The 24,287-nt window shown below is 66.2% G+C and carries 20 protein-coding genes; 11 read left to right on the top strand and 9 right to left on the bottom strand.

What is annotated here, in order from left to right; translation table 11 throughout:
- Positions 1–42 precede the first annotated feature (42 nt).
- Both ACQP1G_RS44395 and ACQP1G_RS44390 read left to right on the top strand, forming a co-directional pair.
- Complete coding sequence (locus ACQP1G_RS44395) at positions 43–1,605, top strand: dynamin family protein (RefSeq protein ID WP_433196483.1); 1,563 nt, start codon at positions 43–45, stop codon at positions 1,603–1,605.
- Positions 1,606–1,857: 252 nt separating this feature from the next.
- Positions 1,858–2,502 carry an endonuclease gene (locus ACQP1G_RS44390; protein WP_433196481.1) on the top strand — a complete coding sequence of 215 codons (645 nt, stop codon included), beginning with the start codon at positions 1,858–1,860 and terminating at the stop codon, positions 2,500–2,502.
- A gap of 22 nt (positions 2,503–2,524) precedes the next feature.
- Here ACQP1G_RS44390 and ACQP1G_RS44385 read toward each other — a convergent pair whose 3' ends face one another.
- Positions 2,525–2,797 (bottom strand): helix-turn-helix domain-containing protein, encoded by a 273-nt coding sequence (locus ACQP1G_RS44385; RefSeq protein WP_433196479.1) that lies wholly within the window; start codon positions 2,795–2,797, stop codon positions 2,525–2,527.
- 55 nt (positions 2,798–2,852) lie between these two features.
- On the opposite strand from ACQP1G_RS44385, the gene ACQP1G_RS44380 reads away from it, so the two are divergent.
- Positions 2,853–3,506 carry an NUDIX domain-containing protein gene (locus ACQP1G_RS44380; protein ID WP_433196477.1) on the top strand — a complete coding sequence of 218 codons (654 nt, stop codon included), beginning with the start codon at positions 2,853–2,855 and terminating at the stop codon, positions 3,504–3,506.
- A 32-nt stretch (positions 3,507–3,538) separates the two neighbouring features.
- Here the strand turns inward: ACQP1G_RS44380 and ACQP1G_RS44375 are convergent, their stop codons facing one another.
- The 3 genes from ACQP1G_RS44375 to ACQP1G_RS44365 form a co-directional block, all read right to left on the bottom strand.
- Positions 3,539–4,699, bottom strand: coding sequence for a zinc-binding dehydrogenase (locus ACQP1G_RS44375; protein ID WP_433196475.1), 1,161 nt, complete (start codon positions 4,697–4,699; stop codon positions 3,539–3,541).
- 364 nt (positions 4,700–5,063) lie between these two features.
- The gene (locus tag ACQP1G_RS44370; RefSeq protein ID WP_433196473.1) at positions 5,064–5,360 is read right to left on the bottom strand and encodes a hypothetical protein; all 297 of its coding nucleotides are present in this window, start codon (positions 5,358–5,360) and stop codon (positions 5,064–5,066) included.
- Position 5,361: 1 nt separating this feature from the next.
- Positions 5,362–7,071 carry an MFS transporter gene (locus ACQP1G_RS44365; RefSeq protein WP_433196471.1) on the bottom strand — a complete coding sequence of 570 codons (1,710 nt, stop codon included), beginning with the start codon at positions 7,069–7,071 and terminating at the stop codon, positions 5,362–5,364.
- 113 nt (positions 7,072–7,184) lie between these two features.
- Here ACQP1G_RS44365 and ACQP1G_RS44360 point away from each other — a divergent pair, with 113 nt between their 5' ends.
- Positions 7,185–7,673, top strand: coding sequence for a MarR family winged helix-turn-helix transcriptional regulator (locus ACQP1G_RS44360; RefSeq protein WP_433196469.1), 489 nt, complete (start codon positions 7,185–7,187; stop codon positions 7,671–7,673).
- 9 nt (positions 7,674–7,682) lie between these two features.
- On the opposite strand, the gene ACQP1G_RS44355 is transcribed toward ACQP1G_RS44360, so the two are convergent.
- On the bottom strand, positions 7,683–9,299 hold the full coding sequence (locus ACQP1G_RS44355) for an FAD-binding oxidoreductase (protein WP_433196467.1): 1,617 nt from the start codon (positions 9,297–9,299) through the stop codon (positions 7,683–7,685).
- Between the two features lie 353 nt (positions 9,300–9,652).
- On the opposite strand from ACQP1G_RS44355, the gene dnaK reads away from it, so the two are divergent.
- The 5 genes from dnaK (at position 9,653) to ACQP1G_RS44330 (ending at position 15,591) form a co-directional block, all read left to right on the top strand.
- A complete protein-coding gene (dnaK, locus tag ACQP1G_RS44350; protein ID WP_433196465.1) occupies positions 9,653–11,500 on the top strand; it encodes a molecular chaperone DnaK in 1,848 nt (615 codons plus the stop codon).
- Positions 11,497–12,183 carry a nucleotide exchange factor GrpE gene (gene grpE / locus ACQP1G_RS44345; protein ID WP_433196463.1) on the top strand — a complete coding sequence of 229 codons (687 nt, stop codon included), beginning with the start codon at positions 11,497–11,499 and terminating at the stop codon, positions 12,181–12,183. Before dnaK ends, grpE begins: the two co-directional genes overlap by 4 nt.
- Before the next feature lie 24 nt (positions 12,184–12,207).
- Entirely contained in the window at positions 12,208–13,371 is a 1,164-nt protein-coding gene (dnaJ, locus tag ACQP1G_RS44340; protein WP_433196461.1) for a molecular chaperone DnaJ, read from the top strand.
- On the top strand, positions 13,371–13,772 hold the full coding sequence (locus tag ACQP1G_RS44335; RefSeq protein WP_433196459.1) for a heat shock protein transcriptional repressor HspR: 402 nt from the start codon (positions 13,371–13,373) through the stop codon (positions 13,770–13,772). Before dnaJ ends, ACQP1G_RS44335 begins: the two co-directional genes overlap by 1 nt.
- A gap of 649 nt (positions 13,773–14,421) precedes the next feature.
- Positions 14,422–15,591 carry an FAD-binding oxidoreductase gene (locus ACQP1G_RS44330; RefSeq protein WP_433196457.1) on the top strand — a complete coding sequence of 390 codons (1,170 nt, stop codon included), beginning with the start codon at positions 14,422–14,424 and terminating at the stop codon, positions 15,589–15,591.
- A 192-nt stretch (positions 15,592–15,783) separates the two neighbouring features.
- Here ACQP1G_RS44330 and ACQP1G_RS44325 read toward each other — a convergent pair whose 3' ends face one another.
- From ACQP1G_RS44325 to ACQP1G_RS44310, 4 genes are all read right to left on the bottom strand, one after another.
- The gene (locus ACQP1G_RS44325; RefSeq protein ID WP_433196455.1) at positions 15,784–16,560 is read right to left on the bottom strand and encodes an FAD-binding oxidoreductase; all 777 of its coding nucleotides are present in this window, start codon (positions 16,558–16,560) and stop codon (positions 15,784–15,786) included.
- An 8-nt stretch (positions 16,561–16,568) separates the two neighbouring features.
- Positions 16,569–17,726, bottom strand: coding sequence for an FAD-binding oxidoreductase (locus ACQP1G_RS44320; protein WP_433196453.1), 1,158 nt, complete (start codon positions 17,724–17,726; stop codon positions 16,569–16,571).
- A gap of 210 nt (positions 17,727–17,936) precedes the next feature.
- Positions 17,937–18,836: an LLM class flavin-dependent oxidoreductase gene (locus ACQP1G_RS44315; protein ID WP_433196451.1), complete on the bottom strand. Its 900-nt coding sequence runs from the start codon at positions 18,834–18,836 to the stop codon at positions 17,937–17,939.
- A 17-nt stretch (positions 18,837–18,853) separates the two neighbouring features.
- Complete coding sequence (locus ACQP1G_RS44310) at positions 18,854–19,789, bottom strand: NADP-dependent oxidoreductase (protein WP_433196449.1); 936 nt, start codon at positions 19,787–19,789, stop codon at positions 18,854–18,856.
- A gap of 301 nt (positions 19,790–20,090) precedes the next feature.
- On the opposite strand from ACQP1G_RS44310, the gene clpB reads away from it, so the two are divergent.
- Together clpB and ACQP1G_RS44300 are read left to right on the top strand one after the other, a co-directional pair.
- Entirely contained in the window at positions 20,091–22,649 is a 2,559-nt protein-coding gene (gene clpB, locus ACQP1G_RS44305) for an ATP-dependent chaperone ClpB (protein WP_433196447.1), read from the top strand.
- Between the two features lie 740 nt (positions 22,650–23,389).
- Positions 23,390–24,229, top strand: coding sequence for a DUF5666 domain-containing protein (locus tag ACQP1G_RS44300; RefSeq protein ID WP_433196445.1), 840 nt, complete (start codon positions 23,390–23,392; stop codon positions 24,227–24,229).
- Positions 24,230–24,287 lie beyond the last annotated feature (58 nt).

Below are 24,287 nucleotides of genomic sequence, written 5' to 3'. Positions count from 1 at the left end.
CATCGCCGCGCCGAGTGAATGGGCCGCCGGTACGGTAGCTCCGTGAGAAGAGACGTGACCCGGCATGATGCCCGGCGGGCACCCGGCATCGTCGCCGAGGCGCATCAGCTGGTCGCCGCGGCCAGGCAGGCCTTTCCCCGTGAGCCGCGGCCGCACGCACTGCTGGCCGATTGTGCTCGCCGCCTGGATCAGCCGCTGCGGGTGGCGTTGGCCGGTTCGTTGAAGGCGGGTAAGTCGACACTGCTCAACTCTCTGGTCGGACAGGACATCGCGCCGACCGATGCGACCGAGTGCACGCGTGTCGTCACCTGGTACCGCAATGGCTCGACCCCGAGCGTCACGGCCTACGCACCGGATGGGTCGACGGCGAATGTGGTGGTGCGCCGCGGTAGCGGCACCCACGGACTGACCTTCGATCTGGAACGACTCAACTGGAACGCGCCCAGCCCGCGTCCGGTCGACCATCTCGAGGTCGAGTGGCCCGCCGCCGCGCTGGCGAATACCACCATCATCGACACCCCGGGGACGTCATCGCTGTCGCGGGAGGTGTCGATGCGCACCGCGCGGCTGCTCACGCCGGGCGATGCGGACGGCGACCGAGCGGGGACGGGTGTTTCGGTCCCCGGTGCGGACGCCATCGTGTATCTGCTGCGTCGGCTGGACGACACCGATGTTCGGTTCCTCGAACAGGTCGGTGCCGGAACCGCTGGGGCGCAGGGTATTTCGGGGCCGCTCGGGGTGATCGGGGTGGTCTCCCGCGCCGATGAGATCGGGGCGGGCCGCATCGACGCACTACATTCCGCCCGCGATGTCGCGATGCGGTTCGCCGGGGAACTGGAGCGAACCGGACTGTGCCAGGCCGTCATTCCCGTCGCCGGTCTGCTCGCTTTCGCCGCCGCGACCCTGCGTCAGCAGGAGTTCACCGCCTTCGAGGCGTTGGCCCGGGTTCCGGTCGACGAGCTGAGCGCCGCACTACTGTCGGCGGATCGCTTCGCGCGCCCCGATATCGCGCTCCCGGTCCCACCGGAACTACGTGCCCAGCTCGCCGAACGTTTCGGTCTGTTCGGAATTCGGATGGCGGTGACACTGATCCGGCTCGGCGTGCGCGATTCCGCCACGCTGGCAGCGGAATTGACCAGCCGCAGCGGGGTGGACGAGTTGCGCTCGGTGCTCGACGTCCAATTCGGTCAGCGCGCCGACCAACTCAAGGCGCATTCGGCGCTGACCGCCTTGGCCCGCGTCCTCACCGTGTACCCGGGCACCTCCGCCGACCAACTGCTGCCCCGAGTCCGCACCTTGCTCGCCGACGTGCACGGCTTCGCCGAACTCCGCCTGCTCGGGCGTCTGCGCACCGATGAATTGGCCTTGCCTGCCGCGGATCTCGCCGAACTGCACCGCCTGATCGGCGGCTCCGGCGTGGCCACGCACCTGCGACTCGGCGTCCCTTTCGACACCGATCCCGCCCTGCAGCGCGTCCAGGCGGTGGCCGCGGTCCGCAAATGGCGCGCTCGCGCCCGTCACCCGCTCGCCGACCAGTTCACCACCACCGCCTGCCTCACCGCGGCCCGCAGCGCCGAGGGGACATTGAGCCTGCTGCCGGAGTAATTTCGGCGTGCGCGCTCCAGACCGGCCTGGTTGGAGCGGCGTCGGTTCTGGCTGAAGACAATGTTCGGCTGCTGCCGTACCTGCCGTGGCGCGGTCTGATCGGCGGGCGCCGCAACAGGTCGCCCGCCCGGTCGCGGCTGAGGACTACACCGTAAGCACCAGCTGATGCGGCATGTTCTGCGCAACGACATCGCGCGAGTGTGGACCGGGATCTCCGGGGTACGTCTCGGGTAACGAGCCAGGGAGGAGCACATGACTCAGCAGGATGTGGTGAACGCACTGATGGATCGGGCGGGTACGGGCTATGCGGCCGAGGCCGGAATCGTCCTCGCCGATAAACCCGCTCCGCTGTTCCAACTGCTCATGCTCGCCGAATTGCTCAGCACCAGGATCTCCGCCGCTATCGCCGTCGGCGCCGCCAGGGAACTGGTGCGCACCGGATACCGCACCCCGCAGCGGGTCGCCGACGCCGACTGGCAGGAACTGGTCGACGCGCTCGGCCGCGCCCACTACAAGCGGTATGACGAAAGTACGGCTTCCCGGTTGGGAGCCAATGCGTCTCGCGTCCTGGACCGCTACCACGGTGACCTGCGCGAGCTGGCAGACGAAGCCGAACACGACCCGGCCAGGGCCGCCCAACTGCTGCAACAGTTCCAGGGCATCGGCCCCACCGGCAGCGATATCTACCTACGTGAAGTCCAGGACGTGTGGATCTGGGCCCGACCGCATTTCGACGAACGCGCTCTGCGCGGCGCCGAATGCATCCAACTACCCACCGACCCGGACCGCTTGGCCGATCTGGCCCCGGAGAACCACACCGCCGACCTGGCCGCAGCGCTGGTCCGGGTCACCCTGGACAACAAGATCGCCGATCAGGTCCTGGCCGCAACCAACTGAGGCGAGCGTGACCAACCGAGGCTCAGGTGATCTGCACCTGCACCTGCATGCCCGCCGCGGCGATCATATTGACCAGTGCGTCCAGGCTGAACAGCTGTGACTTACCGCCGTGGAGGTCGGAGATCCTGGCGGCACTCACGCCGAGCTGCTCGGCGGCGGCCTCCCGGCTCCAGCCCCGCGACGCGATCCAGTCGGTCAGTTCGAATATCAACTGCGACCGCAGCCGCAGGTTCTCGTGGTCGCGCGGGGTGTCATCGATCGCATCCCACACGATGTCGAAGATCTTCTCGGCCATGCTGAGCCCACCTTCTCGAGCTGTTCGAGGACGTATGTGCGCTGCTGGTGTACAAGTGAAGAGACCGTGCCCATCGTCGCAGCAGGTACGGCCACACGGTGGTAACTACGCCGAACCCGCGGTATTTCCGGATCCGGTGAGGGAAGGTCGTGAGGTGATGTCGGACCGTGACGAGCAATTGTTCGCCCAGGTGAGGCTGGCCGCGGGAGGTCTGTTCGTGCGCGGCGAGGCCGTGCTGCTCGTCCACCCGGCCGAGCAGGGCGGTTGGGATATTCCGGGCGGTATCGTCGAGCCAGGTGAATCACCCGCCGCGGCGTGTCACCGCGAGATCCGGGAAGAACTCGGCCTCGACCGCCCGCCGCAGCGTCTGCTGGTGCACGACTGGGCACCGAAAGTCGACAAAGGCGGCAAAGCCGACAAAGGCGACAAGATCCTCTATATCTTCGACTGCGGCGAACTCGGCGACGAATCGGCCATCGAACTGCAGCACGGCGAACTGGACCGCTGGCAGTGGGCTCGCATCGACACCATCGATACCTTGGTCCGCCCCCGATCGGCCCGCCGCGTCTGGCAGGCCTTCCGTGCCCGCATGGAGGGCCACGCCGTCTACCTCGAACACGGTGAGCCCACTTTCGTACATCCGGGCACCGAGGTGAGCGCCCCCTCGTGGCTCGACCGCCAGGCCGACCGCGACCGCCACCTCGGCTGAGGTCGTCCGCAGTCCGGTGCGACGGCGTCCGGTCAGGGCGTTATCGCGCTACTGGCGGGGTCGATCAGGATCTTCGCGTGCTGTTCCGGGTTGGCCAGGGCGGTGAACGCATTGTCGATGCCGTCCAGCCCGACGGTGCCGGTGATCAGCGGACCCGGGTCGACCTTGCCGTCGGCGAGCATATGCAGCGTGTCACGGAACTCGCCCGGGTCATAGCCGAGAACGAAGCGAAGTTCGATCTCCTTGTTGATGGCCATCGCGGGTTGGAACCGGTCGGTTTCCATACAGACGCCGACGACGACCACACGTGACAGCGGCGGCGCGGCGGCGACGATCTGGTCGATGATGCCCGGCACGCCGACACATTCGAAGATCACCGGACCCGCCGGACCGGCGTCGAGGGTGTGGGCCAAGCGGAAGACATACCACCACGGCACATTCGGGACGCGCCGCAGGCGTTCCATGGTGTCGAAACCGAGGCTGAGGATATCGGTGACACCGTTGATCCGGCCGCGTTTCGGCGCCGCGTCCCACGGGGATTCGGTCGCCGGATCGACGACGATATCGGCGCCGCAGCTTTCGGCGAGTGCACGGCGGCGTGGGGAGAAGTCACTGGCGACGACGGTGCGCACGCCGGCCGCCTTCAGCATGCTGATCACCGCCAAACCGATGGGGCCGCAGCCGATGACGAATGCGGTCCGCCCCTTGCCGACTCGACCCTTGCGCACCGCGTGCCAGGCAACGGCCATCGGCTCGGTGAGAGCGGCGTGTTCGGCCGAAAGACCATTGGGGACCGGCATCGTCATGGACTCCTGGACCACCACCTGCTCGGCGTAGGCGCCGGGCGCCGCCGTCGAGAGGCCGGTCAGTTGTGGCGCGCCATCATGCCGCACGACCGGCAGCGCCACCACGGGTGTGCCCGGCCGCCACCGCTTGCGGCAGCCGGGTCCGTAGTCGACTATCTCGCCGCTGAATTCGTGCCCGAGCACCACACTCTGGTCCGAACGCATGAATTGGTCGTATCCGGTGCGCGCGGCCAGCTCCGCCATCTCGTCGGCGTGGGTGCGCGCATGCAGATCGGAACCGCAGATACCGCAGCGCGACACATTGATCAGCACCTGCCCGCGCCCGGGTACCGGTGTCGGCAGTTCCTCCACCGCGAACTTGGTATTGGTGACGACGGCGGCCCTCATAACGAACTCCTCGGATAGGCGGCGCGCGGCGGAAAACCTCTCTGTCTCGCCACCCTACTGCCGCGCGCGCCGGCCGCGACCGAAAAGTATGCGCCTGGATCAGACAGTCCGGTGTTCGAGGACTTCGGCTTCGCGGGCCCGACGACCGTGAGAGTTACGGGCCGTGGCGATTCCGTTCTGATGACCTTCGGTCCAGACCACGAGTGCCTTGATGGTGGTGTGCAGACTCGCGCCGAGCGGGGCAGTGCGTGGTCGACCCGCGGCGGCACCGTGGACAGTGCGCTCGACCAGTCCATCGCCTGCCGGACGCTGCAGCGTGCGGGTGAGCGGCTCCCGTGTGGATACGGGAGCCGCCGTCTCAGTACTACTGACGCTCGAGCGTCGGGATCACCACGTCGTTCAGGTACTCCTCGATGCTGCGGCCGCCGCGCTCGGCTTCGTGCACCGTGACGTGCTGTGCGGCCGCCCGCTGCTCGAGTGCCGCACGTGACTTCGGTTCCACGCCACCGCCGATGATCAGATTGGTGATCTCGCCGGTGTCGAGCGCGAACAGCGCGTCCGCATCGGAGACTGTGCCCACCGTGGCGAAACCGTTGGCGCGCAACAACTTGGTCGCGGAGTTCACGACCGTTCGGTCACGGCCGATGGCAAGTACTTTCATCTCAGACTCCTGTCGGTACCAGTTCCAAAGGATCGTCGATTTCATGGTGCTCGAGCCGTGCGTCCTTGGGCAGGACGAGGAAGCCGAGGCACATGACGGCAAGTAGACCGATTCCGTACCACAGCGTGTATTCGAAGGTGTTGGCGAAATTCACCGCGTTGGCTCGCGCGCCCGCATCGGTGAGCACCTGTGTCACAGCGTAATTGCCCGCATCCGAGCTCTGGCAACTGGCCGGGACCTCCATCGGATCGACCTGCGCGGACCGATCGCGCACGCACGCAAGGAAATTCGCGATGATCTGGTCCTGCGCCGGTTCCGGCAGGCCGATCGTGGTCAGTTCGCTGCGCACCTGCGGTGTGACCGCTTCGACGCCACGCGCCGAATCATGGTCCAACTGTCCGAAGAACACCACGCCGACCAGTGCGACACCGAGCGCGGTGCCGAGCTGCTGCCCGGTATTGAGCAGCCCGGACGCCGCCCCCGCTTCCCGCGCGGGCACCTGACCGAGCAGCAGATCGATGGTCGGCGCGACCACCATCCCGAATCCGGCGCCGGTGATGATCAGCGGAATCACCATCTGCCAGGAGGCGATCGACGCACCGTAATGCGCGGCCAGCCACCCGTACAGCCCGAATCCCGCGGCATTGACCACACCACCGGCGACCAGCACGATGCGGCCGAAGCGCGGCGCGAGCGCACTCACCGAGACACCGGCCCCGATGCCGGCACCGACCGCGAAGAAGACGGCGGTGAGTCCGGCCCGCATCGCCGACCAGCCCAGACCCGCCTGCATGAACAGCGTCCATACCAGGAAGAACCCGCCGAGTCCGATCCAGAAGAGCAACCAGCTGGCGAGGCCGACCGTGAACGGACGGGACCGGAACAGCTCCAGGTCGATCAGCGGGGATCCGACGGTCCGCGCGCGTCGCCGCTCGAAGGCGACGAATCCGCCGAAGGCCACCGCTGCGGCCGCCATCATGACGAAAGTCCATGCGGGCCAGTCCAATCGACGACCCTCGGTGAGCGGATAGGTCAGCAGCAATACCGCGGAGATCGCCAGCACCATGCCGACCGGATCGAGCCGCGGCGGGGCGGCCGAGCGCGAATCCTTCATGACGATGGTCGCCGCGATCAATGCTGCGATGCCGACGGGCACATTGACCAGGAAGATCGGTCGCCAGGCCAGATCGAACAGATCCCATTGCACCAGCAGCCCGCCCAGCGACAGGCCGACCGCCGAGGCCGATCCGCCGACACCGCTGTAGATAGCGATCGCCTTGGTCCGCTCATGCTGCGGGAAGGTGGCCCGGATGATCGCGAGGATCTGCGGCACCATCAGCGCGGCCATCGCGCCCTGGACGAATCGGGAGGTGATCAGCATGGTCGGATCGGTGCTGAATCCGCAGGCGGCCGAGGCCAGCGTGAATCCGGTCATGCCGATCAGGAAGATTCGCTTGCGGCCGTAGATATCACCGAGTCGGCCGCCGGTGATCAGCACCGCGGCGAAGGCCAGCACATACGCCGCGATGATCCATTCGACCTGCGAGTACTGCGCGTCCAGATCGGTCTGAATGCTGGGCACCGCGACGTTGACGATGGTGACGTCGAGCAGGTCCATGAATCCGGCGGCAAGGACGACCGCGAAGGCGATCCAGCGGCGCGGGTCGAGGTGTGGTGGGGCTGTTGCGTCAGGGGAGATGTCGGTATCCACGGGAGCTCTCTTCTGTCGGTGGGGTGTGACGACATCTCAAACTATGCACATGAAGTGATTATCAATCAAGAGTGCAATCACTAAAAGTGCGTTAATTGAGGTATGGTGGGGAGGTGACCGACGATCCGACCTTCGTGCCGCTGTCCGAGCACCCCGCCTTCCTGTTCGGGCAGCTGGGATTTCATGTCACCTACCGGTTCACCGACCTGCTCGCGCCGCTCGGCATCAGCCCGCGCCACTACGGCACGCTGCGGATACTGAGTGCGAACGACGGCCAATCGCAGCAGCAGCTGTGCGAGGCGCAGCGGATCCATCGCAATGTGATGGTCGGGCTCGTCGACGAACTGGAGAAGCGCGGACTGGTCGAGCGACGCAAACATCCGACCGACCGGCGGGCGCACGCGGTCTATCTGCTCCCCGCCGCGCACAAGCTGCTCGCGCAGGCCGAGGAGCTCGTGGCCGGATTGGATGCGGACGTGACGGCGTCACTCGATGCTGAGGAGCGCGCGACGCTGGTCAAGCTATTACAGCGCACCGCGATGGGAAACGGACTGATCCCGAATATTCACCCGGGCTTGGCCGGGCCGGTGGAGAAGTGCTGAGCTCGCAGCTCAGATCAGCACGCCGGGGTTGAGAATTCCGGCGGGATCCAGTGCGGATTTGGCCGCACGCAACGCATTCGCGAACGGGTCGGGCCGCTGGCGGTCGTACCAGGGCCGGTGATCCCGGCCCACGGCGTGATGGTGGGTGATAGTGCCGCCCGCAGCCGAGAGCGCCTCGGAGACAGCGGCTTTGATGTCGTCCCACTGTGCGAGCGTGCTGCCCCAACGGCCTGCGGCGTAGATGCCGAAATATGGTGCCGGACCGTCCGGATAAACATGGGTGAAGCGGCAGGTCACCACACCGGTGGCGCCGACCGACCGGATGGCGGCATTCGCGGCCTCGGTCACCGATGCCTTCAGATTGTCGAATTTATCCCAGGTGCAGGCGGTCTCGAAGGTTTCGGTGATCATCGATCGGGCCGCCAGGGCATCGCGTTGGTAGGGCATCCGCAGGAAGGACGATCGCCAGGTATCGGCCGCGCCCGAACCCGCCTGGTGCGTGCTCGATTCGGTGTAGCGCGCGGGCTCGGGCAGGGTGCCACCGTGGTCGGCGACCAACTCCAGCGCGCGTTCCATCCAGGTGCGCGTCGGATGATCGGCGGATTCGAATCCGAGCACCAGCACGCCGCCGCTGGTCGCGGCACCGGCATTGAGAAATGCCTCGGCCGGGTCGAGCAGTCGGCAATTGCTCGGGTGCAGACCGGACTGTGCGATGGCCCTGGTGGCGGCGACCGCCTTCGCGTAATCATCGAAGTGCGCGGAAGCCGTTGCGCGCCACCGTGGCCGGTCCTGTAGGCGCATCCATGCCTCGGTGATGATGCCGAGGGTCCCCTCGGATCCGAGGAACATCCGGTCCGGCGACGGTCCAGCCCCGGATCCGGGCAGTCGCCTCGATTCGCCGGTGCCCGTCGGGGTCACCACCCGCATCGATTCGACCAGGTCATCGATATGGGTGTACAGCGTCGCGAAATGCCCACCGGCCCTGGTGGCCAGCCAGCCGCCGAGCGTCGAGAACTCGAACGACTGCGGAAAATGCCGCAGCGTCAGATCCGCGTCGCGCAGCTGATCCTCCAGTGCCGGACCGAATACTCCGGCCTGGATGCGCGCCGCCCGGCTGGTCCGATCGATCTCCAGCACGCGATCGAGAGCGCCGAGATCGAGGCTGATCGCCGCCGCGAATTCGTTCGCGGTATGGCCGCAAGGCAATCGTGGCTCCACCCCGCCGACCACGGAAGTTCCACCGCCGAACGGGATTACCGCGATATTCGCACCGGTCGCCCAGTCGAGAATGTCGACGATATCGTTTTCGCCACGCGGTCGAACGACCAGATCCGGGGCATTGCGCACATCGCCGAGCAGATTGCGCACCACATCGCGAAACGCCTGGCCGTGCGCATGCGCCGCCCGATCGGCCGGATCCGTCGATACCAGCTCGGCCAGCGAATCCGGCGCGGTCACCCGTGGTTCGGGCAGTCCGAGCGATTCGACCGACGGTGGTTCGTGTGGTGTGAGATCTGCCTCGGGCAGAATCGCCGAGACTCGTGCGGTCAGCGCGTCCTGCTCCGCGCCGACGACGGCATCCTCGACATTGCCCCAGCCCCACCACGACCGTGTCTTCGTCGACACATCCACTCCTCTCGGCGGATCCGACGGCGATCGGTGCCACCGTCGCCGCCATCCTCGTGGACCGGTCGATCGTGGGCAACCCGCATTCGGCGGCCCGTGTTTTCCCCGGTTCGGGAATAGAGCGCGTTGGCCACTGGTTGAGCTGTTCGGCAAGGTTGAGTGTCTACGGCTCAAGTTTCAGTTGACGCCCGGTGTCGAATGGGTGCAGGATTGAGCCGACCACGCTCAGCGTTGCTGGGGCCGTGCTCCGTGAGGTGCTCGGGGCGAGGTCTCGTGGCACAGGACAACTGGCCGCAGGGCGATCGTTCGCCCAGCACCGATACAAGTAGTTACGTCAACTAGGAGGAACAATCATGGCTCGTGCGGTCGGAATCGACCTCGGGACCACGAACTCGGTCGTCGCCGTTCTCGAAGGTGGCGAGCCGGTCGTCGTCGCGAACTCTGAAGGATCGCGCACAACCCCATCGATCGTCGCGTTCGCCAAGAACGGCGAGGTTCTGGTCGGCCAGCCCGCCAAGAACCAGGCGGTCACCAACGTCGACCGCACCATCCGCTCGGTCAAGCGTCACATCGGCACCGACTGGTCGGTGGATATCGACGACAAGAAGTACACCGCACAGGAGATCAGCGCGCGCGTGCTGATGAAGCTGAAGCGCGACGCCGAGGCCTACCTGGGCGAAGAGATCACCGACGCGGTCATCACCGTGCCCGCGTACTTCGAGGACTCGCAGCGTCAGGCCACCAAGGAAGCCGGCCAGATCGCCGGTCTGAACGTGCTGCGCATCGTCAACGAGCCCACCGCGGCCGCACTCGCGTACGGCCTGGACAAGGGCGATAAGGAACAGACCATCCTGGTCTTCGACCTCGGTGGCGGCACCTTCGACGTCTCGCTGCTGGAAATCGGCGAGGGCGTCGTCGAGGTCCGCGCCACCTCCGGTGACAACCACCTCGGTGGTGACGACTGGGACGAGCGCGTCGTGAGCTGGCTGGTCGACAAGTTCAAGGCCAGCGCCGGCATCGACCTGACCAAGGACAAGATGGCCATGCAGCGCCTGCGTGAGGCGTCCGAGAAGGCCAAGATCGAGCTGAGCTCCAGCCAGAGCACCTCGATCAACCTGCCCTACATCACTGTCGACGCCGACAAGAACCCGCTGTTCCTCGACGAGCAGCTGACCCGCGCCGAATTCCAGAAGATCACCTCGGACCTGCTCGACCGCACCCGTGCGCCGTTCCAGTCCGTGATCAAGGACGCCGGCATCAACGTCGCCGATATCGACCACGTCGTGCTCGTCGGTGGCTCGACCCGTATGCCCGCCGTCTCGGACCTGGTCCGCGAGCTGACCGGCGGCAAGGAGCCCAACAAGGGCGTGAACCCGGACGAGGTCGTCGCCGTCGGCGCCGCACTGCAGGCCGGTGTGCTCAAGGGTGAGGTCAAGGACGTCCTGCTGCTCGATGTCACCCCGCTGTCGCTGGGTATCGAGACCAAGGGCGGTGTGATGACCAAGCTCATCGAGCGCAACACCACCATCCCGACCAAGCGCTCGGAGACCTTCACCACGGCCGATGACAACCAGCCGTCGGTGCAGATCCAGGTGTTCCAGGGTGAGCGCGAGATCGCCTCGCACAACAAGTTGCTCGGTTCGTTCGAGCTGACCGGCATCCCGCCGGCCCCGCGCGGCGTGCCGCAGATCGAGGTCACCTTCGACATCGACGCCAACGGCATCGTGCACGTGACCGCGAAGGACAAGGGCACCGGCAAGGAGAACACGATCAAGATCCAGGACGGCTCCGGCCTGTCCAAGGAGGAGATCGACCGGATGGTCAAGGACGCCGAGGCGCACGCCGCCGAGGACAAGGCCCGCCGCGAGGAGGCCGAGACCCGCAACCAGGCCGAGTCGCTGGTGCACCAGACCGAGAAGTTCATCAAGGACAACGAGGACAAGGTCCCCGCGGACGTCAAGACCAAGGTCGAGGCGGCCATCGCCGAGGCGAACGAGGCGCTCAAGGGCACCGATATCGCGGCTGTGAAGTCCGCGGTGGAGAAGCTCGCGACCGAGTCGCAGGCGCTGGGTCAGGCCATCTACGAGGCATCGGCCGCCGAGCAGGCCGCGTCCGGCAACGGCGCGTCGAGCTCCGCGAGCGATGACCAGGTCGTGGATGCCGAAGTTGTGGACGAGCCGGTCGACACGGAGAAGAAGTGAGCGAGGAAAACTCCGAACAGGAGCCGATCACCTTCGTCGACAATCGAAAGCTGGATCCGCAGGAGCGGAGTCAGCGCAGCGACCATACGGCGCAGCCAGGTGAAATCCGGGAACCTGCGGCGGCCCCCGAGGCCGCCGCGGGGGCCGGTTCGGACGCCGGGAACGGCACCGCACCGGTAATCGGTACCGATGGGGGCGCCGAGATCCTGGCCGAGACCATCGCCAAGGAGCTGGCCGAGCGCACCGCCGATCTGCAGCGGCTGACCGCTGAATACGCCAACTACCGGCGTCGGGTCGAGCGGGACCGGCAAGCGACCATCGATACGGCCAAGGCGGCCGTGGTCTCCGAATTGCTCGGCGTACTCGACGACCTCGATCGTGCGCGCGCGCACGGCGACCTCGAGGCCGGACCGCTCAAGTCGGTCGCGGACAAGCTCGTCGACGCACTGCACAAGCAGGGTCTGCAGGACTTCGGTACGGAGGGTGAACCTTTCGACCCGACCCTGCACGAGGCTGTGCAGCACGAGGGCTCCGGACACGATCCGGTGATCGGTGTTGTCATGCGCAAGGGCTATCGGTTCGGCGATCGCGTGCTTCGGCATGCGCTCGTCGGGGTAACCGATGGCGTGGCCGATCTGGTCGAAGAAGAGGCATCCGATGATGCCAATGCGAACAACCAATAGGAACCCGAGAGGAGGAGATGCCCGGTGAGTCAACGGGAGTGGATCGAAAAGGACTTCTACAAGGAGCTGGGTGTCTCCTCCAGCGCCTCGCAGGACGAGATCAAGAAGGCGTATCGCAAGCTCGCTCGTGACTTGCATCCGGATGCCAACCCTGGCGATACCAAGGCCGAGGAGCGGTTCAAGACCGTCAGCGAGGCGCATGCCGTGCTGTCGGATCCGGCCAAGCGCAAGGAATACGACGAGACCCGCAAGCTGTTCGCCGGTGGCGGATACGGGCGCGGTGGCTTCAACCCCGGTGCGGGCGGCGGCTTCTCGCAGGACTTCAATATCGGTGACATCTTCGGCCAGGCGAATGCGGGCGACGGTGGCCTCGGTGACCTGCTCGGTGGGCTGTTCAACCGGGGCGGTACGCGGACCGCGAGCCGCCCGCGCCGCGGCGCGGATGTGGAGACCGAGACGACCCTGGGGTTCCGCGAGGCCGCACAGGGGGTCACGGTTCCACTGCGGATGACCAGTCCGTCGCCGTGTACGACTTGCCACGGCAGCGGCGCCAAACCGGGTACCAGTCCACGAGTCTGCCCCGTCTGCAATGGCAACGGTGTGATCAGCCGCAACCAGGGTGCGTTCGGCTTCAGCGAGCCGTGTGACGAATGCCGTGGCACCGGCTCGATCATCGACGATCCATGTGTCGACTGCCACGGCAGCGGCATCCAGAATCGGACCCGCACCATCACGGTGCGGATTCCGCCCGGTGTCAGCGATGGGCAGAAGATCCGGCTGGCCGGACAGGGCGAGGCCGGGCTGCGTGGTGCGCCTTCGGGTGACCTCTATGTCACCGTGCACGTCAGCCAGGACAAGGTCTTCGGCCGCAACGGCGACGATCTGACCCTGGTGCTGCCGGTCAGTTACAGTGAATTGGTGTTGGGCACAACGGTTTCCGTGCCCACGCTGGAAGGGCGCGTCGGCGTCAAGGTGCCACCCGGCACTGCGGACGGCCGCATCCTGCGGGTGCGCGGCCGTGGCGTGCCCAAGCGCGGTCCCGGCGGCGGGGCGGGCGATCTGCTCGTCACCGTCAAGGTGGCCGTGCCACAGAAGCTGGACGACGATGCCACCGATGCGCTCAAGCGCTTTGCGGAGGCGGAGAAGGCCAGCGGGTTCGATCCACGTGCGGGATGGGCAGGTGCGTGATGTCCGATAGTCCGAAGCAGGCATCCAGTGGGGCCGCGCGGGCCGAGTTCTTCATGATCTCGGTCGCGGCCCAGCTGGCGGGTATGCACGCGCAGACACTGCGCACGTATGACCGCTTGGGACTGGTTACGCCGCAACGGACTTCGGGTGGCGGTCGACGGTATTCGGCACGGGACGTCGAGCTGCTGCGCGAGGTGCAGCGGCTGTCCCAGGACGAGGGCGTCAATCTGGCGGGCATCAAGCGCATCATCGAACTCACCAACCAGGTCGAGGAGCTGCAGCAGCGGGTCGCCGACATGTCGGCCGAACTGGATCGGCTGCGCGCGGGGTATCGCCCCGATCTCGTGCCGCCGCAACGCAGTACCGCACTGGTGGTGTGGAAGCCGCGTAATCGGCGCTGATAAGCGCTACGGCAAAAGTAAAGGCTCCGGGATTCGGTTCGTAACCGAGCTCGGAGCCTTTGTCGTTTCGTCGATAGGTGAATGCGTTATGCCGCAATGCCGCACCGAATAACTGCTGGCAGTACTCGAGCAAACTCCCGACTCCGGATTTGGGTATCCGGCAAGTGGTTCGAGGCCGGGCGGCTTCGGCCCGCGGATGGTGGGGTTGCCAACGATGTGCCGAGCTGCGAAGTTTGCTGCGGACAGTGGTACAGCTAACTATGCGCCGGATCGCACCCGTGATTGCGCCGTTCGCCAGCTCGGTGGGTGCGTGGTATTTGCCATAGCCGGGTGAGCGGTTGTGGCACGCGGGTTGCCGTGGGATCGCTCTCGGAACCTGATTGGGATGAAATTTGCATACCGGGCCTTACGAGATCGGTGAGTATGTGACGGATTTCGTCGCCGTGTTCGTTCTTTCGGTTTGTTTCCAAGGGTTTTCGCGGTGCCTATCGCGGTTTCAGCGGAATTACATACGTGATGTTTATGCGAGTGATTCCGTAGCTGGCAAACCTCGCCTACACTCGTTCCAACGCTGCTGTCGAGTGTCCCGCAGCACCTCACTCGCCGGCTCAAGGTTTGTGTTCGAGTGCAAAAAGGGGTTGTGACACAAATGGATTCGCGGACTGTCGCTTTGATCAGAACGACGTTCAAGGCGGTTGCTGCGGAGGAGGGGGGTCAGGCCAAGCTGGCCAGTTCGTTCTACGCAATCCTTTTCACCGACTACCCCGCCGCCAGGGACTTTTTCCCCGCGGCAATGGATGCGCAGCGGGACCGATTGGTCAAGGCGATCTCCTATGCGCTCGATCGGCTCGAGGAGCCGGACAAACTGTTGCCATTCCTTGCCCAACTCGGGCGCGATCATCGCAAATACGGCGTGCAAGCGGCGCATTACACCGCCGTCGCCACCTCATTGAAGACCGCGATGCGGATCTTCGCGGGCACCGAGATGTGGACCGACGAGGTCGATCGGGCCTGGGACGAAGGCCTGAAGATCATCGGCGAGACCATGATCGGTGCGGCCGAAGAGGAATCGACGCCACCGGTCTGGAGCGGGACCGTCGTCGAGCGCCGCGAGGTGCTGCGCAACCTCGCCGTCGTGCGGTTGCAGTTGAATCAGCCGATGCAGTACGCCGCGGGCCAGTACATCAGCGTGCAGATCCCATCCCGGCCGCGGATGTGGCGCTATATGTCCCCGGCGGTGCCCGCGAATGCGAACGGAGAGATCGAATTCCATATCCGCGGGGTGCTCGGCGGCTGGGTCAGCCCGGCCATCGTCGGCAACACCGCCGTCGGTGACCAGTGGTTACTCGGTTCACCCCTGGGCGGACTCGGTATACCGCGCAATGTGAAACGCAAAATGCTGATGGTCGGCTGCGGTACCGGCATCGCACCCCTGCGCGCCCAGATCATGGCGATGGCACAACGGCGCATCAATCCTCGGGTGCATCTGTTCGTCGGCGGACATCATCCCTGTGATCTCTATGATCTGGAGATCCTGAGCCAACTGGCCACCGCCAATAAATGGCTCACCGTAACCCCGGTCACCGAGAGCGATGAAAACCCGTGGTGGTACCTGGATCCCGGCGAACCCGAATACATCTGGCCGGGTCTGGAGGCTCGAGTGACCGGCCAGATCGGCAAGGTCGTCGCCAGTTACGGCCCCTGGTCCGACCGGGATGTGCAGATCGTCGGCTCACCCTCGATGGTGCAGACCACCAAATTCCGCTTGATGGCCGCCGGAACCCAGACCAAGAACATCCGCCACGACCCGCTGTTTTGAATGGCAGCGCCTGCGGGGCGGCCTGTTCGCGGCCACCTGTTGTCTCACGGGTGCCCCTTTCGAGCGACCTGTAAGCAAGTCGCTAGCGGCGCCGTCGAGACTCGCGACTGCGTCGCATGCGCTTCGACGACTCGGACGCGAGACGGGCGAATGTCGCTCGTAGGGCTCGCTCGGTCGGGGTCGGGCTGTCGATCAGAGTCCTTCGAATTGTATTGCGGTAGTAGGGGTTCCGGTTTCGACCAGTCGATCCAGGGTTACCCGGACCATAGTGGGGGAGCCGCAGACCAGCACCTGATGGTTGTCGAACGCGCCGTGCGAACCGACCACATCCGCGACTGTGCCGAAGAGCATATCGTCGAGCGGGAATCCGATATCCACCCGCGAATGCTCGTACCATTCGTCGACCCAGCCGGGGTCCTCCGGGCTCTCGACGACGGGAATCACAGTGAGCCAGGGCAATTCGTTCGCCAGCAGGAAGAGCATATCGTCGGCGTACAGGTCGCGCGGTGAGCGGCCGCCGACGAACAGATAGGTGGGCGGCGGATCCTCGTATCGGGCGAGGTCGAGGATCTGGGCGCGCATCGGGGCCAGGCCGGTGCCGCCCGCGATCATCACCACCTCGTCACCGTCCGGGTCGACATTGAAAGTGCCTAGGGGAGAACCGATGTGCCATTCATCGCCGGGTTTGGTGTCGGCAACGATGCTGGCACTGCACCAGCCGCCGGGCACCGTGCGCACATGGAACTCCATCTTGCCGTCCAGGGACGGGGGCAGGGCGGGAGAGAACCTGCGGCGCATGCCGGGATGCTGCGGCACCCGGACCTCGACGGATTGACCCGCGAGGAACGGGACGTACTCGCCGATCAGCCGGATCACCGCGATATCGTGGCGCAGCCGATGGTGACCGACCACGGTCGCCTTCCATTCGGGCGCGGCACCATTGCCGAGCGGGCTCGGATTTGTTGTCATTGCTTCTCTCACACGGGATCTGAGCTGATTGCCCACTCTGGGGTGCCGACCGCCATCAGGGCGCGGCGGGTGTCGGCGATCATGCGTGCCGACCCGGCGATCTGGATCTGCCGGTCGGCCCAGGAACCGAAGCTCGCGACCACCGCGCCCAGATTTCCGATCAGGCGGCGGTGCATGCCGTACGGCTCTTCCTGCGGCGGATGCGAATACCACCACGGGTTGGTCTTCTGTTCACACACCGGGACCACGGTCAGCCACGGATTGCTCTGCGAGAGCTGCCACATGTTCTCGACGTCGTAGAGATCGCAGGGGTAGCGCCCGCCGATGAAGAAGTGCACGCGAGGGTTGATACCGCGCTGACCCATCTCGATCAGTTGTGCGCGCAGTGGGGCGATACCGGTGCCCGCGCCGATCAGCAGCACGTCGCGGGCGCTCTCACGATCGATATGCAGACCGCCGAGCGGACCCGCGATCATCCACCGGTCGCCGACCCGGGTCTCGTTGACAAGGGCCGGGCTGACCCAGCCGCCGCGGATCTTGCGAATGTGGAATTCGATCTCGCCGTAGGGATTCGAGGGTATGGCGGGCGACAGGTAGCGCCACATCTTCGGCCGCTGCGGCACCGAGATCGGCACGTACTGCCCGGCCTGATAGGGGATCGGGCTATCGGTCTGCAGCCGCACGATGGCCAGATCCTCGAGCACCCGGCGATGGCCGACGACGGTCGCATCCCAGTACGGCTGCGACTTGTCGGAGTTGGCGCCGATGGCCATGGAGGCGGAGATCAGAATGGTGATGTCGCGCCAGCCCTCTTCGAGTGCGCGATTCCACATCGGACCGTTGAAGACCCGGAAGGCGGCCAGCAGTGCCCGCCCCGCGATATCGTAGTGCGCGGCGAGCACACCGTATTTGCGGTGATCGCGTGCCAACTGTTCCAAGAACTTCTGTGCCCGTCCCCAGTCCTCGAGATTGTCGAGTACGTAATGGATGGCGGTCACCAGGCGCTTGGCCTGCATCTCCATCGCAGGCGGGAACAACTCCCGCAACTGTGGTTTCTCCGCGAACAGATGACCATAGAATGCACTGGCCAACCGCTCGGGTCCGTGCGGCGACTCGATCACCGAACGGAAGTTGGCGCGGACCAGCGCTGCCGAACGCGCATCCACGACGTGGAGCTTCCTTTCCCTCTATATGTGCTGCCCAGGGACGTGTCCGTAACCGGCGGTCCTCCGCCGTCAAGTATCCCTGAAAATCCCGTGGTCGTGTGGGTATGGCCGATCACGACCGTGCCAACGGTAATCCGTGGGCAAATCGGGTCCGCTGTGGGCCTGACATGCAGGATAAGCGAACAGCGTGGCAGGCGGGTTACCGCTGGGTCAACTCGCGACGTTGGCGCGCACCGCGGGGGCGACCGATTCGGCGTAGCGGTGCACCTGTTCGACGGGATCGCCTTCGGTCGGCCAGAAGATGAATGCGTCGACGCGCTGGTCGCGGTACAGGGCGGACAGGTCGTCGACCCAGCGCTCGGGCGGGCCCTCGAGGAAACCGTGGTCGGTGCCGTCACCGGTGATGGTGCCCGAGACGTTGTAGATCCGCCGGATGGCGCGCGGATCGCGCTGCGCAGCGGCGGCGGCATCGTCGATGCGCTTACCCGCCTCGGTCAGGAACTCCGGCGGTGCCCAGGCCGCCGAGGGCAGCCAGCCGTCGGCGCGCTGTCCGGTCAGGGTCAGCATGCGCGATCCCTTGGCGCCGAGCCAGATGCCCGGATCGTGCTGGGGCCGGGGGCCGGGATGGGCTCCGGCGAGTAGATGGAAGGTGCCGGGGATCCGGACCGAGCGTTCGTCGCTCCACATGGCGCGGATGACCGCGATGCCTTCGCCCAGTGCCTGTACCGATTGGCCTGCGCTCAGGTGGTGACCGCCCATGGCGGCGATCGCATCCGCGAACGCGCCAGCGCCGAGTCCGAGCTGAATCCGGCCGCCGGTCATGATGTCGAGCGAAGCAACGGATTTCGCGAGTACGGCCGGATTGCGCAGCGGCAGGTTGGCGACGTCGGGGAAAAAGGTGAGCCGTTCGGTCCGCATGGCGAGGCCGGTGATCAGGGTCCAGGTGTCGAAGAAGCGGCGCTGGTAGGGATGGTCCTGGATGCCGATCAGATCGAGTCCGGCGGTCTCGGCGTAGGTCGTCAGTTCGGTGAGCTGCGGATAGTTATCGGCCTCCGGAATAAGGAAGAGGCCGAATTCGGGCGGGCGGGATGGCTTGTGGCGGGCCCTCACGATGATATTCGGCCGTTTCAGATGGCTAGTACGGTTTTGCCGCGCGCCCCCGCGGCGCCGATAACCGTGGCGGCCTCGGCCAGCGGGACGGTGGCATCGATCGGCACCACCACATCGCCCTCCGCGACCCGATCGAGCAGGCGGGCCAATTCGGGTGCCCGACCGGAGGATTCGATATTGCCCCCCTTGATCCTGCGGTCGCGCAGCGCGTGCTCGTCGGCGGCCCAGATGGTGGAGTAGACCGTGCCGCCGTCGCGGACCAGCCTGGTCAGCTCGACCAGTGCCGCGGGTGGGCTCACCAGGTCGAAGAGAACGTCGACCCCGTCGGGATGTGCGGCGGCGATCTGCGCCGTGACCGGCCCCAGGGTGTAGTCGACGGTTTCGGCCGCGCCGAGCCGGGTCATCTGGTCGGCGGCCGCGCCGCGTGCCGTCGCGATGACGTGCGCGCCCGCCATATTCGCCAGCTGTACCAGGAACGAGCCGACACCGCCGGTCGCGCCGATGATCAATACCGTCTGATCGGGTTCGATCTTGCTGGCGTCGACGATGTCCTGTGCGGTGACGCCCGCGGTCGGCAGGGCCGCGGCCGCCACGGTCGGGACCTGGTCCGGGATCCGGACCAGCGTGGCGTTCTCGGGCAGCACCGCATACTCCGCGAAGCTGCCGTGGCCGACGGGCGGGAACAGGAACTTGCCAACGACCCGGTCGCCGACGGCGAATGCGGTGACGCCGCGGCCGACCGCGGACACCGTGCCCGCGCCGTCGACGCCGAGGATCATCGGGAAGTCGTGCGGCAGCTTGCCATCCAGAATGCCGCTGGCCATCTTCTGGTCGAAGGGGTTGACGCCGGCCGCCTCCAGTTGCACTCGGACCGCACCCGCGCCCGGTTCGGGCACCGGCATATCGGCCAATTCGGGTGCTGCTCCGAAGCTTCGTACCACGATCGCGCGCATCCATTGCTCCTTGATTCGGGCTGGATTGTGGTGCATCAATCAACGGCAAAGGCCATCGTAGGCACCCTTATGCCATAGACCCTGTGATTGATGCCATTCGGCAGTGTCGCGGCGTAGCGTTCATCACGAGTCTGTTCAGGTGTCGGGCGAACCGGTGCGGTTCGTTCAAGAAAGTAAAGTTGAGTGGAACAGACTCAACCTTTCGGACGTTGAACGATGCGAAGCGGTCCGAACCGCGCCGTGCAACCGCGTGGATTCATGCGAGCTCGGTACCGCACATCGACTAGTAGGAAGGTGACCTGTGGACTCGTTCAATCCCACCACCAAGACCCAGGCGGCCCTGACCGCCGCCCTGCAGGCCGCCTCGGCCGCGGGCAATCCGGAGATTCGTCCGGCGCACTTGCTGGTGGCGTTGCTGGATCAAACCGATGGCATCGCCGCCCCCTTGCTCAAGGCCGTCGCGGTAGATCCGGCGACGGTTCGACGCGGGGCGCAGGACATCGTGGACAAGCTGCCGCACGCGACCGGTGCGACCACCACACCGCAACTCGGCCGAGAAGCGCTGGCCGCGATTACCGCCGCCCAGCGCCTGGCCACCGAACTCGGCGACGAATACGTCTCGACCGAACACGTCCTCGTCGGGCTGGCCGAGGGCGACTCGGACGTGACCATGCTGCTGAAGAAGTACGGCGCGACCCCCGACGCGCTGCGCGAGGCGTTCACCGCCGTGCGCGGCAGTGCACGGGTGACCAGTCCGGATCCGGAGGGCAGCTACCAAGCGCTGGAGAAGTATTCGACCGATCTCACCGCGGCGGCCCGATCCGGCAAGCTCGACCCGGTTATCGGCCGCGATACCGAAATCCGCCGCGTCGTACAGGTTTTGAGCCGGCGCACCAAGAACAATCCGGTGCTCATCGGCGAGCCCGGCGTCGGCAAGACCGCGATCGTCGAAGGTTTGGCCCAGCGCATCGTGGCCGGTGACGTGCCGGAGTCGTTGCGCGGCAAGTCCGTTGTCTCGCTCGACCTGGGTGCGATGGTTGCGGGCGCGAAGTACCGCGGTGAATTCGAGGAGCGGCTCAAGGCCGTACTCGAGGAGATCAAAAGCAGTGCGGGGCAGATCATCACGTTCATCGATGAGCTGCACACCATCGTCGGCGCTGGCGCGACCGGCGAATCCGCCATGGACGCGGGCAATATGATCAAGCCGATGCTCGCCCGCGGTGAACTGCGCCTGGTCGGTGCCACCACGCTGGAGGAGTACCGCAAGTTCATCGAGAAGGACGCCGCCCTGGAGCGTCGCTTCCAGCAGGTGCTGGTCGGCGAACCGTCGGTGGAGGACACCATCGGCATCCTGCGCGGCATCAAGGAGCGCTACGAGGTGCACCACGGTGTGCGCATCACCGACTCGGCGCTCGTGGCCGCCGCCACGCTCAGCGACCGCTACATCACCTCCCGGTTCCTGCCGGATAAGGCGATCGACCTGGTCGACGAGTCGGCCTCGCGGCTGCGCATGGAAATCGACTCGCGCCCAGTGGAAATCGACGAGGTCGAGCGCGCAGTACGCCGCCTCGAGATCGAAGAGGTCGCGCTGGAGAAGGAGACCGATGCGGCCTCCGGGCAGCGCCTGGAGAAATTGCGCCAGGAACTCGCCGACGACCGCGAGAAGCTCAGCCAGCTGATGACGCGCTGGCAGAACGAGAAGAGCGCGATCGATCAGGTCCGAGTCCTCAAGGAGGAGTTGGAATCCCTGCGCGGTGAGTCCGAGCGCGCCGAACGCGATGGTGATCTCGGCAAGGCCGCCGAACTGCGCTACGGGCGGATCCCGGCGCTGGAGAAGCAGCTGGCCGAGGCCGAAAAGGTTTCCGCGACAGCCGGTGACGGCGAAGTGATGCTCAAGGAGGAGGTCGGCCCCGACGATATCGCCGAGGTGGTCTCGGCCTGGACCGGTATTCCGGTCGGCCGCATGATGGAGGGCGAAACCCAGAAGCTGCTGCGGATGGAGCAGGAATTGGGCAAGCGCGTCGTCGGCCAGGCCGAGGCGGTGCAGGCGGTCTCCGATGCGGTGCGCCGGGCCCGCGCCGGTGTCGCCGATCCGAACCGGCCGACGGGTTCGTTCATGTTCGTCGGTCCGACCGGTGTCGGTAAGACCGAGCTGGCAAAGGCGTTGGCGGACTTCCTGTTCGACGACGAACGCGCCATGGTCCGCATCGATATGAGCGAGTACAGCGAGAAGCATTCCGTCGCTCGGCTGGTCGGCGCCCCGCCCGGCTACGTCGGTTACGACCAGGGCGGTCAGCTGACCGAGGCAGTGCGGCGCAGGCCGTACACCGTGGTGCTCTTCGACGAGATCGAGAAGGCGCATCCGGATGTCTTCGACATCCTGCTCGCCGTGCTCGACGAGGGCCGCTTGACCGACGGACAGGGCCGCACGGTGGACTTCCGCAACACCATCCTCATCCTCACCTCGAATCTGGGTGCGGGTGGCGATCAGGAGTTCGTCATGAACGCGGTCCGCTCGGCCTTCAAACCGGAGTTCCTGAACCGCCTCGACGATGTGGTCATGTTCCACGCCCTCGACGAGGAGCAGCTGGAATCCATCGTCGATATCCAGCTCGACCAGCTGCAGAAGCGGCTGTCGCAGCGCCGGCTGAAACTGGACGTCAGCGATTCGGCCCGGTTCTGGCTCGCGGTGCGCGGCTACGACCCGGTCTACGGCGCCCGCCCGCTGCGCAGGCTGATCCAGCAGTCCATCGGCGACACCCTCGCCAAGGAACTGCTCGCCGGTGAGGTCACCGACGGCGACACCGTCGCCGTCAACGTCACCCCGAACGGCGAGGGCCTGATCGTCGGCCGCGGCTGACCCCGTCCCGCCCCTGCGTCCCGGCTCGCGATCAATCCGCAGCCGGGCCGCCTCGGGGTGGCCACGGCCGAGCTGGTCTTCGAGCGCCCCCTCGCGTCCCGTCTCCGCGTCCGCGTGAAGGGCATCGAACTCAGCCGAGAGTCGTCGAAGCACCTGCGGCCCAGGCGCGGATCTCATCCGGCAGGCCGGCGGTACGTGGGGCGCGCAACGATCCGCGCATCGGTGCCCCCGACGGAGCGAGTCTTATGAGCGACTGTTCGCGGCCCGTCTCGCGTCGGTGTGGGGGGCGTTGCCGTCGAACTCGGCCGAGAGTTGTCGAAGCACCTGCGGCCCAGGCGCGGATCTCATCCGGCAGGCCGGCGGTACGTGGGGCGCGCAACGATCCGCGCATCGGTGCCCCCGACGGAGCGAGTCTTATGAGCGACTGTTCGCGGCCCGTCTCGCGTCGGTGTGGGGGGCGTTGCCGTCGAACTCGGCCGAGAGTTGTCGAAGCACCTGCGGCCCAGGCGCGGATCTCATCCGGCAGGCCGGCGGTACGTGGGGCGCGCAACGATCCGCGCATCGGTGCCCCCGACGGAGCGAGTCTTATGAGCGACTGTTCGCGGCCCGTCTCGCGTCCGAGTCGTCGAAGCGCATGGGCCGAAGGCCCGAGTCTCGACGGCTCGGACGCGAGACACCAGGGGGCCGCGAACACGCCGCGCCGCAGGCGCGGCAAAGTGTCACAGCCTACCCTGGAGGCCATGACGAATCCCCACGATCCTTGGGCACAGCGACCGGAGGATGCGCCGACGGAACATATCGGTCCGCCGGGTAAGTCGGGGTTCGAGCAGCCGTCGCATACGGCGGAGTACACCGAGGCGTATGGGCCGGGCGGTGCGGGGTCGGTCTATCCGTCCACCGAACAATTCGATCAGTGGGCGCCGCCGCCCCCCAACGCAACCAGGGAATTCCCGCCGTATGAGGGCCAGCCGCAGTGGGGCTCGTACGGCGAACCGTGGGCTGGGTCGCAAGATCCGGCCCAGGTCGGTGCGTATGCCCAGCCGGGCGCACAGTATCCGCCGGGTCCGCCGGGTGCGCCGCTACCGCCCGACCAGCAGCCGCCGCATAAGCGCAATACGGGCCTGTGGATCGCTCTCGGTCTCGGCGTGATCCTGTTGATCGGCGCGGTCGGCGTGGTCGCTGGTGTGGTGCTCGGCGGTAAGGATTCTTCGTCGACCAGCGCCGCGAGCACCTCGGCGTTTCCGACTGCGGGCCGCCCCACCGGTTCGGCCCCGTCGGGTGGGCCGACACCGACCCAGATCATCCCGAGCATTCCGGGGCTGGGCGGCATCGATTCCCTCGGCGCGACCATGGGCACTATTTCCGCCAATTCCGGCGGCCAGCTGACCCTGGATACCCTGGGCGGATCCAAGGTCACGGTGCGCACCACCGATAAGACTCAGGTGATCTCGCTGACGGCGTCCAAGGCGGCCGATCTACCGGTTGGTGACATGGTCATGGTGCAGGGCGATAAGGGTGCGGACGGCTCGATCGACGCGAAGATCATCATCAGCACCGCGATGCCGGGAGGAACACGGTGAGACTGCGGGGGCCGAGAATGGGCGACCGGGGAAACCACGGGCAGGCAGTGACGCGTAA

Source organism: Nocardia sp. CA-107356, from assembly GCF_050946365.1.
Taxonomy (GTDB): domain Bacteria; phylum Actinomycetota; class Actinomycetes; order Mycobacteriales; family Mycobacteriaceae; genus Nocardia.
The sequence above is the reverse complement of the archived record's forward strand: the minus strand, read 5'-3'. Positions and strand labels throughout refer to the sequence as shown.

Bases quoted from the DNA above. Each gene is read 5' to 3' on its own strand.
- ACQP1G_RS44390 (WP_433196481.1), top strand. From the start codon at position 1,858: ATGACTCAGCAGGATGTGGTGAACGCACTGATGGATCGGGCGGGTACG.
- ACQP1G_RS44385 (WP_433196479.1), bottom strand. From the start codon at position 2,797: ATGGCCGAGAAGATCTTCGACATCGTGTGGGATGCGATCGATGACACC.
- ACQP1G_RS44375 (WP_433196475.1), bottom strand. From the start codon at position 4,699: ATGAGGGCCGCCGTCGTCACCAATACCAAGTTCGCGGTGGAGGAACTG.
- ACQP1G_RS44370 (WP_433196473.1), bottom strand. From the start codon at position 5,360: ATGAAAGTACTTGCCATCGGCCGTGACCGAACGGTCGTGAACTCCGCG.
- dnaK (WP_433196465.1), top strand. From the start codon at position 9,653: ATGGCTCGTGCGGTCGGAATCGACCTCGGGACCACGAACTCGGTCGTC.
- ACQP1G_RS44335 (WP_433196459.1), top strand. From the start codon at position 13,371: ATGTCCGATAGTCCGAAGCAGGCATCCAGTGGGGCCGCGCGGGCCGAG.
- ACQP1G_RS44330 (WP_433196457.1), top strand. From the start codon at position 14,422: ATGGATTCGCGGACTGTCGCTTTGATCAGAACGACGTTCAAGGCGGTT.
- ACQP1G_RS44325 (WP_433196455.1), bottom strand. From the start codon at position 16,560: ATGACAACAAATCCGAGCCCGCTCGGCAATGGTGCCGCGCCCGAATGG.
- ACQP1G_RS44310 (WP_433196449.1), bottom strand. From the start codon at position 19,789: ATGCGCGCGATCGTGGTACGAAGCTTCGGAGCAGCACCCGAATTGGCC.
- ACQP1G_RS44300 (WP_433196445.1), top strand. From the start codon at position 23,390: ATGACGAATCCCCACGATCCTTGGGCACAGCGACCGGAGGATGCGCCG.